At 49.7% G+C, this 13,227-nt stretch carries 16 protein-coding genes; all 16 read right to left on the reverse strand.

All coding sequences use genetic code 11. The annotated features are described in order from the left end of the window. Positions 1 to 4: 4 nt before the first annotated feature. Positions 5 to 484: a rod shape-determining protein MreD gene (gene mreD, locus SG35_RS23360; protein WP_044830512.1), complete on the reverse strand. Its 480-nt coding sequence runs from the start codon at positions 482 to 484 to the stop codon at positions 5 to 7. Further along, positions 471 to 1,376: a rod shape-determining protein MreC gene (gene mreC, locus SG35_RS23365; protein ID WP_044830591.1), complete on the reverse strand. Its 906-nt coding sequence runs from the start codon at positions 1,374 to 1,376 to the stop codon at positions 471 to 473. The genes mreD and mreC overlap by 14 nt, the downstream gene beginning before the upstream one ends. 42 nt (positions 1,377 to 1,418) lie before the next feature. Further along, positions 1,419 to 2,462, reverse strand: a complete 1,044-nt coding sequence (locus SG35_RS23370; RefSeq protein WP_044830513.1) for a rod shape-determining protein — start codon at positions 2,460 to 2,462, stop codon at positions 1,419 to 1,421. A gap of 351 nt (positions 2,463 to 2,813) precedes the next feature. Next, positions 2,814 to 3,233, reverse strand: coding sequence for an MSHA biogenesis protein MshP (locus tag SG35_RS23375; RefSeq protein WP_152646444.1), 420 nt, complete (start codon positions 3,231 to 3,233; stop codon positions 2,814 to 2,816). Between the two features lie 220 nt (positions 3,234 to 3,453). Then, positions 3,454 to 4,005: a PEP-CTERM sorting domain-containing protein gene (locus SG35_RS23380; protein WP_044830515.1), complete on the reverse strand. Its 552-nt coding sequence runs from the start codon at positions 4,003 to 4,005 to the stop codon at positions 3,454 to 3,456. Positions 4,006 to 4,116: 111 nt separating this feature from the next. Continuing rightward, positions 4,117 to 4,989 carry a type II secretion system protein gene (locus SG35_RS23385; protein WP_044830516.1) on the reverse strand — a complete coding sequence of 291 codons (873 nt, stop codon included), beginning with the start codon at positions 4,987 to 4,989 and terminating at the stop codon, positions 4,117 to 4,119. A 23-nt stretch (positions 4,990 to 5,012) separates the two neighbouring features. Further along, positions 5,013 to 5,579, reverse strand: a complete 567-nt coding sequence (locus SG35_RS23390) for a type IV pilus modification PilV family protein (protein ID WP_044830517.1) — start codon at positions 5,577 to 5,579, stop codon at positions 5,013 to 5,015. Further along, the gene (locus SG35_RS23395; protein ID WP_044830518.1) at positions 5,569 to 6,054 is read right to left on the reverse strand and encodes a type II secretion system protein; all 486 of its coding nucleotides are present in this window, start codon (positions 6,052 to 6,054) and stop codon (positions 5,569 to 5,571) included. Before SG35_RS23395 ends, SG35_RS23390 begins: the two co-directional genes overlap by 11 nt. A 28-nt stretch (positions 6,055 to 6,082) precedes the next feature. Next, the gene (locus SG35_RS23400; RefSeq protein WP_044830519.1) at positions 6,083 to 6,580 is read right to left on the reverse strand and encodes a type II secretion system protein; all 498 of its coding nucleotides are present in this window, start codon (positions 6,578 to 6,580) and stop codon (positions 6,083 to 6,085) included. A 26-nt stretch (positions 6,581 to 6,606) separates the two neighbouring features. After that, a complete protein-coding gene (locus SG35_RS23405) occupies positions 6,607 to 7,212 on the reverse strand; it encodes a type II secretion system protein (RefSeq protein ID WP_044830520.1) in 606 nt (201 codons plus the stop codon). Positions 7,213 to 7,393: 181 nt separating this feature from the next. Continuing rightward, complete coding sequence (locus SG35_RS23410; protein WP_044830521.1) at positions 7,394 to 7,978, reverse strand: hypothetical protein; 585 nt, start codon at positions 7,976 to 7,978, stop codon at positions 7,394 to 7,396. Beyond that, on the reverse strand, positions 7,978 to 9,210 hold the full coding sequence (locus tag SG35_RS23415) for a type II secretion system F family protein (protein WP_044830522.1): 1,233 nt from the start codon (positions 9,208 to 9,210) through the stop codon (positions 7,978 to 7,980). The genes SG35_RS23410 and SG35_RS23415 overlap by 1 nt, the downstream gene beginning before the upstream one ends. A 9-nt stretch (positions 9,211 to 9,219) precedes the next feature. Continuing rightward, positions 9,220 to 10,932 (reverse strand): GspE/PulE family protein, encoded by a 1,713-nt coding sequence (locus SG35_RS23420; RefSeq protein WP_044830523.1) that lies wholly within the window; start codon positions 10,930 to 10,932, stop codon positions 9,220 to 9,222. A gap of 2 nt (positions 10,933 to 10,934) precedes the next feature. Next, positions 10,935 to 11,063, reverse strand: a complete 129-nt coding sequence (locus tag SG35_RS23425; protein ID WP_274055261.1) for a hypothetical protein — start codon at positions 11,061 to 11,063, stop codon at positions 10,935 to 10,937. A gap of 2 nt (positions 11,064 to 11,065) precedes the next feature. Then, on the reverse strand, positions 11,066 to 12,286 hold the full coding sequence (locus tag SG35_RS23430; RefSeq protein ID WP_152646445.1) for a tetratricopeptide repeat protein: 1,221 nt from the start codon (positions 12,284 to 12,286) through the stop codon (positions 11,066 to 11,068). Beyond that, the gene (locus tag SG35_RS23435; RefSeq protein WP_044830525.1) at positions 12,283 to 13,182 is read right to left on the reverse strand and encodes an ExeA family protein; all 900 of its coding nucleotides are present in this window, start codon (positions 13,180 to 13,182) and stop codon (positions 12,283 to 12,285) included. The genes SG35_RS23430 and SG35_RS23435 overlap by 4 nt, the downstream gene beginning before the upstream one ends. Between the last annotated feature and the right edge of the window lie 45 nt (positions 13,183 to 13,227).

Below are 13,227 nucleotides of genomic sequence, written 5' to 3' on the forward strand. Positions count from 1 at the left end.
TTCCTTATTTTATTTTAAAGTGACGACGTACTTTGCGCAGCAGCAAAAAGGCCCAGGGCCAGAGCACAATAGTGGTAAAGACCGGATAGAGGTAGCTGGGCAGAAAAACAATATCGGTAAGAAACCTTTGCAGCCAGAACACCAGCAAATGATATAAAGCCGCCGACACCCCGACGATCAACGCCTGCTGCCACACGGAAAAGTTACGGATCTTTTGAAAATTCACCGCGATAATGTACACAGACAAGGCCATGGCTGCGGCATGTACCCCAAGCACTGAGCCCAGCAATACATCCATCAGAAAGCCCATCACCCAGGCGGTGATAACATTCACCCGGTTAGGCAAAGCCAGACACCAGTACAAGAGCACCACCAGTACCCAGTCTGGCCTGAAGGCATCCAAACTCAGCGGCATCGGCATAATCGTCGCCATCAGGGCGATCAACAAGCTAAACAAAATGATAATGCCGTTATTGAGCAGCATTGCTATCTCCCTTTTTGTTCTCGGCTTTCGACGCGGCTTTAGGCCCGGACTTTGAAGAAAAGATACTGCTGGGTTTTTCCGGCCACAGCAACAGCAGATACCTTAACCGGTCGATTTGTGCCACCGGCTGGCTAAACACCTGGGCAAAAGGACGGGACTCGTCCTGGGTAACTATGGTCACCCGGGATACCGGATATCCTTCTGGGTATTTTCCCCCCAAGCCCGAAGTCACCAATAAATCGCCGCTGCGAATATCGGCGCTGTGGGAGACATGGTTATGGGTAAGCCTGTCTATCTGGCCGCTGCCGGAAGCAATTAAGCGGATACCGTTACGGCTGATGCGCACCGGCACCCCGTGGGTGACATCGGTAATTAATATCACCCGGCTGCTGGTGGTACCGACATGCTGGATTTGTCCGACAATACCCTGCTCGTCAAGTACAGGCTGGCCTTCAAATACCCCGTCGTTGGCGCCTTTATTGATCACTATCTGATGGGTATAGGGGTCGCTGTCGACGGAAAGGATTTCCGCCACCATTTTCCTGACTTCAGAGCGCAGCGGCGATGCCAGCAAAGAGCGCAGACGCTCGTTTTCCTGCTTGATGATATCAAGCTGCATCAACTCTTCATGCAAACGTAATTCATTGACCTTAAGCTGCTGGTTTTCTTCCATCAAATGCTTGCGGGTCACCAGGTTTTCAGCGGCCCAAGTCATCATCTGCTTGGGGGCATTGGCAATATATTGCAGCGGGCTCACCAGGGATTGCAGGTAACCGCGAACCCCCTCGAAACTACCCGCTTTATGATCAAGGAAAATCAGCAGCACGGACAGCAGCAGCACAAAAACCAGTCTGTGCTGTGGGGAGGGGCCGTGTTTAAATATTGGATTCATCTGAGCAGGCTGCGCCCGGCCAAAGGCCGGGCGCACTCATCATTATTCGTAAGAGAAAAGATCACCGCCGTGCATGTCGATCATTTCCAGTGCCTTGCCGCCGCCACGGGCAACACAGGTCAACGGATCTTCTGCAACAACCACAGGGATACCGGTTTCTTCCATCAATAAACGGTCGAGATCTTTTAATAAAGCACCACCGCCGGTTAACACCATACCGCGCTCGGAAATATCCGACGCCAGTTCCGGCGGCGACTGCTCCAGCGCCACCATAATGGCACTGACGATGCCGGTTAACGGCTCCTGCAGCGCTTCAAGAATTTCATTGCTGTTTAAGGTAAAGCTGCGCGGCACACCTTCTGCCAGGTTACGGCCACGCACTTCAATTTCAATCAACTCTTCACCCGGATAGGCCGAGCCGATTTCATGCTTGATACGCTCGGCAGTGGCTTCACCAATCAGGCTGCCGAAATTACGGCGTACATAGTTGATAATGGCTTCATCGAACTTATCTCCGCCGATGCGCACCGAAGAAGAATACACCACACCGTTAAGAGAGATAATGCCAACTTCGGTAGTACCACCACCGATATCGACCACCATAGAGCCGGTGGCTTCAGATACCGGCATACCGGCACCTATGGCCGCCGCCATAGGTTCATCAATCAGGTAGACTTCACGTGCCCCGGCGCCTAAAGCCGATTCACGAATGGCGCGACGTTCAACCTGGGTAGAACCGCAAGGAACACAAACCAAGACCCGCGGACTGGGACGTAAAAAGTTATTGCTGTGCACTTGCTTGATAAAGTGCTGCAACATTTTTTCGGTCACAAAAAAGTTTGCGATCACACCATCTTTCATCGGACGGATAGCTTCAATATTTCCCGGGGTACGACCAAGCATTTGTTTTGCTGCAATACCGACGGCAGCAACACTTTTCGAACCTCCTGAGCGGTCCTGGCGAATCGCCACCACCGAAGGTTCATTCAGTACTATCCCCTGCTCTTTTACATATATCAGTGTATTTGCAGTTCCCAAATCAATAGATAAATCGTTGGAAAACATGCCGCGTAATTTTTTAAACATAACTACAAAATGTCCTTTAAATGTCGCAGGTTCGCAATAGGAACTACTTTTTCTGAGCTTTCATCGGACAATTACCGCGAAATGCCGGATAAAAGCATATTGTTTTTAGATCCGTCAATCATACCCCAGTATTCAGGTCATGTGTTGTATGTTTTCAAAATAAATGTAAAAAAGTGCATTTTTTTTTCAGATCGGCGCAGAGGAATAAAATAAGATTGATTTTCAGGGGATTATTGCCGATAAATTCATCGCAGGATGAAAACAAGCTTTTAAAGTAAAAACTCAGCCAATCCGGGCAAAATAAGCCAAAAAACCGGCTAACAAAAAATTATCCGCAGCCTCCGGCAAACATCAGGGGGTTTTTGCTTCCACCTGCACCCTGCGGCTACTTAAAACAATATCTTTACTGTCTTGTGCCATCACGCCCGTACCGCAGTTTCCGGTGCTTTCCAGGGAAAAATACGCGACAGAAAAGCCTTTGAGATTAAGGTTAGTTCCGTCCGTATATAAGGGGGTACAAGTGACGGTTGCACTGCAGTGATTTAATCCAGTGATACCGTCAAAATCATAAGTGGCATTTGCCGGACAACTATCCTGGTTGGCATCATGCGGGAACAATAACAGTAAATGCGCCTGCATCCCGGAATTGGCCGCTGCCAGCGCCCGGGTGCCCAAGACTTCCTGAACGATAGTTTCACTGCTGCTGGACAAGGTTCGCATCAGGGCCGACCCTAACAGCAATAATACCGTTAATACAAACAGTGCCAGCATCAAGGCACTGCCTCGCTGGGCTGAAAAGCGGCGGACCTGCATAAACTTTACTTTAAATCGCGGCATTGGCATTAGAGTAAAAATAAAAAAGCCATTGATAACAGCTATTAATAGCCGTTATTACGCAGCAAAGCAACTTTTAAACTCGCGGCATTACCCCGCTTTATCTGGCAAAGTGCAACAAAAAACCCGCTAATGCGGGTTTCAAGAAAACGAGTTATTATGCTCTGAGCCTGAACGCCAGCAGGCATATCATAAGAGAAAACAGCAATAAGGTTGACGGCTCCGGCACCAAAGTTTCATGGTCGCGTACATAAAAAGTTTCATAACCGGTCGAGCCCCATTCACTGGCAACGTAACCGGATAAAAAGTTGCGGTAGTCCACTGTTGTGTAGGCGGTATTCCAGTAGGCTGCCGCCTGGATCAAACTGCCGTTACTGGCGACAAAAGCCGATAAACCTATATCGTTTAACAGCATATCCAGTTCGCTCGCCGTGGCATAACGCCAATTCTCGTGAAACTCAGGCGCCATTAACTGGTTGCTGCAAACATCACCGGCATTATCATAAACATGCGCTAGGTAGTTTTCGGCATCAGCCGGGCCGCTGCAGCCCTGAAACTGTATGTTATCCGGGGAAGCCCAGGCCCAGTCCATGCCCTGATAAGCAATATAAGCATCAGCGGACAGGTCTGAAGTGATCAGGGCGGCCCGGGCGGGGATAAGCGTAAAAAGAGATATCAGCAGCAAAAAATTTATTATTAATTTCATCATTATTACATCCGTCTAATGAAGTAAAACCTAAAAATTACCAGCTTCGCCTCACCGGTATTCCCGGTGCCACTTATGACATTTGGAGTAAGCTAAACGGTTAATTTTCAGGCATTATCGCACATTTTTTAGATGAATGGCATGATCAAAAACAATTTGTTCATCATCACGCTCAAAAGTGAGTTTCACCTGTACCAGGGCATTTCGCTGCAACGTCGGTGCCTGAAGGGTAAAAGGCAAGTCCCCGGCATCAATATCCACTATGTTTTCCGCCATGAGTACCGAAGGTGTCGGTGGCACCAGACTCTGGTTTTGGCTGACGCCGTGACCTTTATAACGTAATAAACGATTATTATCGACGCAATAAGCAACGGGATCATCAAAAACATAAGCCCGCCGTGTCGGTGAGGTACGAGTAAAAGTAAAAAGCGGCGGATCATTACCTTTTAAAGGCAAAGTCCATAAGCTGGTATCGGCAGGAGACGGCGTGGTAAAGGCATTAATGCCTACGGTTTGTCCCGAAGTCGGCAGAGGGCTATTGTTTACATCAATATAAATTTCAGAACTATCAAGGGGGTAAACAGTAATAGCATAAAAGCATAGCGGACAGTTAAAAAAATTACCGTCTTCGCCTTTAAAGGGTACGACCTGCATAGTTAAACCGGCAGAGCCAAGCACCGGAATACTGGTATAGCTGGTGCTGGCTTTAACCGGCATAAACTCCAGGCATTGCTGGTTGGTATCGCTATCGGTTTTTATGCGTACGCTGTTAGGTACTGCATTGCCCACTTCGCGGTTTAAACGCTCAATGGCAAAACGGGCGCTGGCCAGGAGTTCATCACGTTCGCTGACATTAACAAAGGTTTGTGTCGACAGAGAAACAAAACCGCCGATACCTGCCGCCATGATCCCCAGCAAAATAATGACGATGACAAACTCAATCAGGGTAAAACCCTTACTTGGTTTTGAAGGGTTAGACCGCAACATATTCAACCTTAGACAATAAGACATCAGAAGTTCGCCTTATAGCCGGTAAAGGTCATGGCCGTCCCCAGCGGCGTGGTGACGGTGATTATGATACGTTTAGCCAACCGATCATTGCCCAGGCCAAGTTCAATCCCCTGATAAGAAACGGCAACGGCAAGAGTAAAAGTATTATAGCTGGCATCTAAATTATCGCCGCTGGCATTTACCCTGGCGCTATAACCATGATAATCGTCCACGTCGTTAAACAGACTACGTTCATTTTCGCCGACTTCGGCGCCAAAATTTGCTTCATCGGTGCAGGTAATGACGGTCGCGCTGGCATCATCGCAGCGTATCACACCGCCTACCATATCGGAATTTTGATCAAAAGCCCGCCCGGTGATTTCTGCCAACAAACTCTGGGCCAATTCCGCGGCTTTCACCTGGTGAATTTGATCCGCGCTGTGCTGCTCTGTCGGGATGATAACCCGCATGATCACCGAAAAGGATATCGCCAACACCACGATACCGATTATCACTTCTATCAGGGTAAAACCGGTATTTTTGCTGGCACCTAGATGCTTGCTTCCCGAGAAAACATTAACCGGCACGGATGTACCCCTGCTCAGCAATGAGCACAGTCAGCACTTCATATTCACCGGTAATGTTTAAGATACAGCCACCACTGCAATTATTCAGCGGCACCCCCATACCGTCAAAACGGATAATACCGGGATTGGCGTTGCCGTTGATATCAAAACTGATGTTATGTTTGCTGTCCACATCGGCGCCGGTTAAGTCCGGCTGCCAGTCGGCGGGAAAATTGGTGACATTACAATCGGTACGATCCGGAACACCATAACGGCCATCTTGTATGACAATTTGGTGACATAAAGTGCTATTAGTTTGCTGCATAGCCCTTTGTTGGGTTAATCTCAGCGCGGCAATCAACTGGCTGCGGTAGGCATAAATTTCATAATCCCGGGTGCCGGAAAACCTGGGCAACACCGAAACCGCCAAAACCCCAAGCAGGATAATGACGGTAACAGATTCGATTAACGTAAAACCTGAATTTCGGCCATACATAATGAAAAATGAGAAAACTCTTTACCGGTTAACTGCAACCGGTAACATCAATGTCAATAACGGGTTTTACATTTGAATTGGCACTTTCGGTATATTGTACCCGGCAATTTCCCGGTGCAGCCACGGTAGGGGCGGTATCCCCGGTAATATAGATAAAGAAAGAAGTACCTTCAACAACGTTAGAAAATTGTTCACCCGCACCAAATTGTATGTCCAGCAAGTCATTAAAATTCTCCAAGGTGGCATTGTGCCAGCCACTGCCGATTTCTATGGTAGCGCCGGCAACGGTGACCGTTGGATCATCGCCTTTTACTGTTGTATGGTTACCGGCAATCAAAGACTTGGCATGCACCCCTGTGGTGGCGGTTTCCACCGCCGCTTTCACGCCCTGCAAGGTCGCGCCATTGGCATCACCGGTCAAATCAACAAATTTAGGCGCCGCGGTTACTGCCAAAATCCCCAGAATAACGATAACCACCACTAACTCTATCAGGGTAAAACCCGCTTGCTTTTGTAAACGTTTCATTTTATGTCCTTACTAGTCCTCAAAAATTAATTGGTATTGATATAAACAATCACAGAGCTGTTGGCGGGCTGATAAGTAAAACTATTACCCACAGTCGTGGCATTGCCAGGATCTGTGGCATTGCCGTCGCCGTCATGGGCCAGGGTTTGCTCTAAATAATAATGGCACAGGCTGTCTGCCCCGGTGCCGGATTTACTGACCAGATAATCGATAGTATCGTCACCGTTTAAGGTGGCTAAAGTATCGGTCACCTTAGGCGGTTGCTGCAGTATATTTTCCCAGATATCGACACAATCATCGGCTCCAAGTCCTGCCAGGGTATTGCCGTTGTCCGATAAGCCGGTCACATAACCGGGACGTATGCCGGTCCCTTCAAAGGTTAAAAACATTTCGGTGCCGTCATAAACCACGCTATTTTGATCCGAGGCATTACTGGGGCGTCCTTCCGCCTCCCACTGGGCGCGGATCAGGGAAACGCCGGTGGCAAAACCGCCCGCCATGCCCTCGATATTGGCCTGTTGCGCCTGGCTGGTCAGATCAAGAAACTTAGGGATCGCCGTCACCGCCAATAGCCCCAAAATCACTACGACGATAACCAGTTCAATAAGGGTAAATCCCGATTGTTTTTTCATATCGACCTCTTGCTTGTCGTCCTAATATCGCCTTTTTAAGCAATCTCATTTGATTCTATCAATGAAATACTAATCAAGTCACTTACTTAGTGTTGCCCATTGTATTTATTTTGCTAAGTTTTTGCCTGTTTTCCGGTTATTTTTCGCCTGATTTTTACCGTTTTCATTTCAAATAGTCCTGTTAGCCTGCACTGGTTTCTACCGTGCCGTTAAACAAATGGTATTGAAAATACTCTCCCGACAACAGGCTATAACGGCAGATGCTGCCAGGATGTTGTCGATACTTTTCCCTTGATGACGGTTTTGCCGGCTTTCTTTGTTTATCCTTTGTCTGCGGTAAAACCGGCCTTCTCAGCTCAAGTGAACTCACCGGAGATCTTAAAAACATCATGGGCACATCCATTACCTGCTGCCAGATAAGGTCACAGCGGGATACATTTTTCTGCCCCTCTGGTGGCGCATCTACCCAGCCATAAGCATTAAGCACTATCCTTTGCTGTTGCCGCGTTTGTACTCCTTCTCCCGCCAGTGAAGTGCGCAGTACCAGCGAAGCCGGTTTTCCTTCCATCAGCCACTGGGCATGTACCGAGGTCAGTTTTGCACTAAAACTATGGCTCAGGGCATTAAAACCTACCGAACTGACCCCCGCCTGATGTTTAAAGTAATAATAAATGAAGCTGGCCATCAGCACGACTACCAGCAAAATAACCATCAGGGTTTCTATCAGAGACTTTTCCCGCTTTTCAACCTGCTGCTGCCGAGACATTATTTTCCCTGGAAGGCAGAAGCCATATCCCACATCGGGGTAAATATACCCAGCGCCAGCATCAAAACCATGCCCGCCACCAGGATCAGCAATACCGGCTCAATGCGCGCGGTCAGGGTACTGAGTTCGTAATCCACCTCTCGCTCGTAGTAATCGCCCACTTCTGCCAAAAGCTCATCTACCCGGCCGGTTTCCTCACCCACGGCAATCATCTGCAACACCAGGGAAGTAAATAATTCACTGGCGACGGCAGAGCGCAGCAAGCTTTCGCCGCTTTCAATACCGCTGCGCATGGTGAGAATTTTCTCCTGCATATAACTGTTATCTACCGCATCTGCCACCAGGCTCAAACCCGAGGTCATGGCAACTCCCGCCCGCAGCACAATGGAAAAGCTGTGGGAAAAGCGTGATAAAATTGACCTTTCGATAATACCGCCGACAATAGGGAGCCGGGTTTTAAACTTGTCCCACTGATAACGCCCCCTTGGGGTCCTGACATAATAGCGGCTGCCGAAAAAGCCAAAAATGGCCAGCACCAGCATATAAGGCCAGTAATTGACAAAAAAATTAGAGCTAGTGATCAACACCTTGGTCGCCCAGGGCAAATCACTGCCCAATTTGGCAAACATATCGGCAAAGGTAGGGATCACCCAGATGTTAAGCACCACCATGGCCGCCATCAGCGCCACCAGCACAAAGCTGGGATAACGCAGCGCGGTCTTGATGCGTTTTCTCGTTTCCAGCTCCCGCTGGAAATAGCTGGCCAGCTTAAGAAAAGCTTCATCCAGGTTACCGGTATTTTCCCCGACATGAATAATGGAAACCACCAAAGGAGAGAAGAGTTTGGCATGCTGATTCATAGCCGACGACAAGGCAAAGCCCCCTTCAAGCTGGCTGGCAACATCTGCCAGTGCCAGGCGCAACCTGGGGGAGTTGCTCGACTCGGATAAACCGTGAATGGCCCGCAAGATAGGCACGCCCGAGCGCATCAGGGCATACATTTGCCGGCAAAAAACAATCAGATCATCTAAAGAAACCAGGGAAAATCCCAGCGCTTCCCGGATATCCAGCTGAGCAAGACTGGCGCCGGCGGTTTTCGCCGGTTCAATCCCGGTAACAATAATTTTCTGGCGCGCCAGCTGCTCAGCCACCGCTGCGGCATTCGCCGCTTCCAACTGGCCTTTGACCTGAGCGCCTTTATTATCCCGACCTGTATATTGAAATGCCGCCATAAAGGTTAATTATCCTGTTACATTCACGGTTTCTACCAGGCGTAATACTTCTTCGACACTGGTGATACCGGCATCGGCATAATCAAATGCCGACACGGCCAGGGGTTTAAACCCGGGATGTTCTTTAGCCAGACGGGTAAAACCTTCGGCGTCGTCCCGTTTAAGCGCCGCCATCATAGGTTCGTTCATTTCCAGTAACTCAAACACCCCGATACGGCCTTTATAACCGGTATAGTGGCAAGACTGACAACCCAGGCCCCGCTTAAACTGTGCCTGCTCCGCCCGGTTGCCCACCAAGTGCTGTAACCACAACATATCCTGGCTTTCCACATCATAATCGGTTGCGCACTTAGTGCATAACCTTCGCACCAGGCGCTGGGCGATAATTGCCCTAAGCGAACTGCCCACCAAAAAACCCGCCGCCCCCATATCAATCAGGCGGATCGCACTGGTAATGGCGTCGTTGGTATGCAAGGTGGATAACACCATGTGTCCGGTTAACGCGCCCCGCAAGCCGATTTCCACGGTTTCCTGATCCCGCATTTCCCCCACCATCAAAATATCGGGATCCTGACGCAAGGCGGTACGCAGGACGCTGGAAAAGTCCAGATCAATCTTGGCATTAATCTGCACCTGGTTGATACGCGGCAACTGATATTCCACCGGATCTTCTACGGTAATGATCTTTTTACTGGCCAGGTTTAATTCGCTTAAGGCCGCGTACAAAGTCGTGGTTTTTCCACTCCCGGTAGGCCCGGTCACCAGCACCATGCCGTGGGGACGGCTGATCTGGTTCCTGAGCCGGGTAATAAGTTCTTCCGGCATCCCGGTTTCATCAAAAGACAATAAACCGGCGGATTGGTCCAGCAGCCGCATCACTACAGATTCGCCATGCTGCACCGGCATGGTCGACATACGCACATCTATGCTATGGCCTTTGGTTCTCAGATTAAAACGGCCATCCTGGGGCAGACGCTTTTCCGAGATATCCAACCCCGCCATTAGCTTTAACCTCAGCACCATGGCCGAGGCGATTTTATTTTCCTTTAACACATTTTCCTGCAAAACCCCGTCGATACGCTGGCGGATACGCAGCAGGTTTTCATCCGGTTCGATATGAATATCCGAAGCGCGCATTTGAATGGCATCTTCAAACACGGATTGCAGCAACTTGCCGACGGTGGCGTCACCGCCGTCATCAAAGGTAGTGGTAAGATCAAACTCTGTGGTTTGATCATATTCTTCTTCCAGCTGGCTGGCAAAAGACTCGATATCCGCGGTACGCCGGTATAAGCCATCAAAGGCTTCGAATATTTGCGACTCCATGACCACGGCCAGGTTAAGCGCCTTGGGCGAGAGCATGACTTCCAGCTGATCCAGGGCATTAAGATCTGCCGGATCGCTCATACCAAGCAATACAGCATCCCCCTGATCTTCAATCACCAGTGCCCTTAACCGCCGGGCATGAACCTCCGGCAGCAGCGTAGCGACATTTCCGGGAATATTACGCTGACTGATATCAAGAAAAGGCACCCCCAATTGTTGCGCCAAAAACTCCAGCAACTGGCGTTCACCGATGTGCCCCAGCTCTATCAGGGTATCCCCCAATTTTCTTCCGGACGTTTTCTGGCTGCTAAGCGCCTGCATCAACTGCTCATTGGTAATGATATGCTCATGGACCAGAAGGTCCCCCAGCCGCATCTTTAATTTAGGTGCCACCATAACTAACAAGCTCCTGACAATAAGGCGGGCGTAAACCCGAGGGATAATTTAGCCGGCTGGTTAACAACAAGCCGCTTCACCATGTTCAACAGCTCGCCAATAGCGCCTTTCACTTTAAGAATATCAAACATGGTTAACCTCCCAACTGCTGCAAACGTTGCCGGGCAAATTGGGAAGAACTCATAGATAAATTGCCTGTCTCCAGTGCATAACGATAAGCACTTATCGCCTGATCGAAGCGGCTGTTACTGTCGTGGGCAACGCCAAGTCCCAACCACCAACGGCTAAGCGTCGGCTGTGACCGGGTTAATTGCAGATAAAGTTCACTGGCCTGCTGATAACGCCCGGTTTGTTGCGCGGCATTGGCCAGTGCCGCCAGGTAATCGTTATTTTCTGCTGCGGCTAAAACCTGCAACACCTGGTAAGCTTTTTCTTTAAGGCCCCGGGACAGGTAAATTTTAGCCTGCATCAGGCGAAATTCTTGGTTATCCGGCGCCAGGCTGATGCCCTGTGCCAGCACATTGATTGCCGCCTGATATGCCTGACGGCCGAACCACAGCGCCGACAATTGTTTACGCCCCTGCTCATGGCCGGGCTGAAGCAGCAGGATATCTTCAAGTAATGCTTCCGCCACCGCCAGCTGCTTGCTGTTAATGGCCTGCTCCGCCTGTGCCCATTTTTGCTTTACCAGTTCATCAGCACTGACTTTTTTGCGGGATATCGCCAGCCTGGGGGGCTCAGGTTTAAGTCCAGGCTCAAGTTCTGCAGTTTTAACAGCAGGCTCTTGTCCCGCCGAAGGGCCGGCCGCTATTAAAGCTTGCTTTGCAGCCAAAGGGGGTTCTTCTGTCAGAGCTGCTTTAGCAACTACAGCTTGTGTTTGGGTTAGAATGGTTTCCTCAACCGAAGAGTTAACCGCTTCTTTAGCACCTGAAGCGTCTTCCTTGGCTGATAACTTCCTCAAGGCTACCGGCTCTGCACTTTTTAAGCTCTCTTCAGCAATCGAAGGCTCTACAACGACTGAGGGCTCTTCACCTGCTGAAGGCTCTCTATTTGCTGAAGGCTTTTTATTAGCTAAGGGCTCCGCTCTTATCATTTCTTGCTCAGCTGCGGGGACTTGTTGCGCCAGGGTTTGCTTTAAGAGCTGGTTTTCATTAGACAGTTGCCAAAGAAAAAAAACAACGCCACAACTTATCAGGGTCAGCAATACCGCCAGCACTAAATTCCTCGCGCTTGAAGGAACCTTAGCCGCCACAGCGGCAGAAGCGGTAAGCGCCGCCGACGCCTGCTGCCCTGGCCCCTGTTTTTGCCGCTCCCTTTGCTGCAAATCATTTAACATCTGATTGATAACACTCAAGCGCCTGCTCCAAAAATAAAATAACCTAAAAACAATGCCGCCAGCACAGAGACACTTGCCATCATCAAATAAACATGGTTACTGCTGTCAACCGATTCAGTATCCTTGACTGCCGCCTGCAGCTGTTTCCCGGTTAACTGATAAGACCCCTGACCGTAACCCAACATCAGCATCTTATGGCATAAGACATTCACCAGCCGCGGAATGCCTTGGCTAACCCGGGCAATTTTCCGGCTAAGGGCGGCGGGAAATAACTCCGCCCCTTTATAACCCGCCACGGTTAACCTGTGCCGGATATACTGCTCCACCTCTGCCGCATCCATGGCCCTTAAGCGGTAGGAGAAAGTGATCCTTTGTTTAAGCTGGCGAAAATGCGCTTCGCCAAGGCGCTGATCCAGCTCCGGCTGGGCGAACAATACCACTTGTAATAATTTTCGGCTTTCGGTTTCCAAATTGGTAAACAAGCGCAGTGCTTCCAGGCTTTCAGCCGGCAGTGCCTGGGCTTCATCTAAAATCAACACCACAGAATGTCCCTTTTGGTGCAGCTCCAGCAAGCGCTCCTGGATACGCTGGGTCAGTAGTTGCACCGACATCCGCTGCGCCTGCTTTACTCCCAGCTCTACCGCCACCGCCCGGCGCAGTTCATCCGGTTTCAAATAAGGGTTGGGAATATAGGCGCTGACAAAATGCGCGGGCAACTCATTCAACAGCTTACGGCATAACAAGGTTTTTCCGGTGCCGACTTCTCCCACCAGCTTGATAAAACCTTCACCGGTTTTCAAAGCGGTCAACAGCACCGCCAGCGCTTCATTATGGGGCTGCAGCGCCAGATAGAAGCTGGTATTAGGGGTTAAGGTAAAAGGCAACTCAGTTAAGCCAAAATGATAAAGATACATAACTCCCCCTGATTATTGCCCCAACACACTTACCTGCTTGCACCA

The organism is Thalassomonas actiniarum, from assembly GCF_000948975.2.
Classification (GTDB): Bacteria; Pseudomonadota; Gammaproteobacteria; order Enterobacterales; family Alteromonadaceae; genus Thalassomonas; species Thalassomonas actiniarum.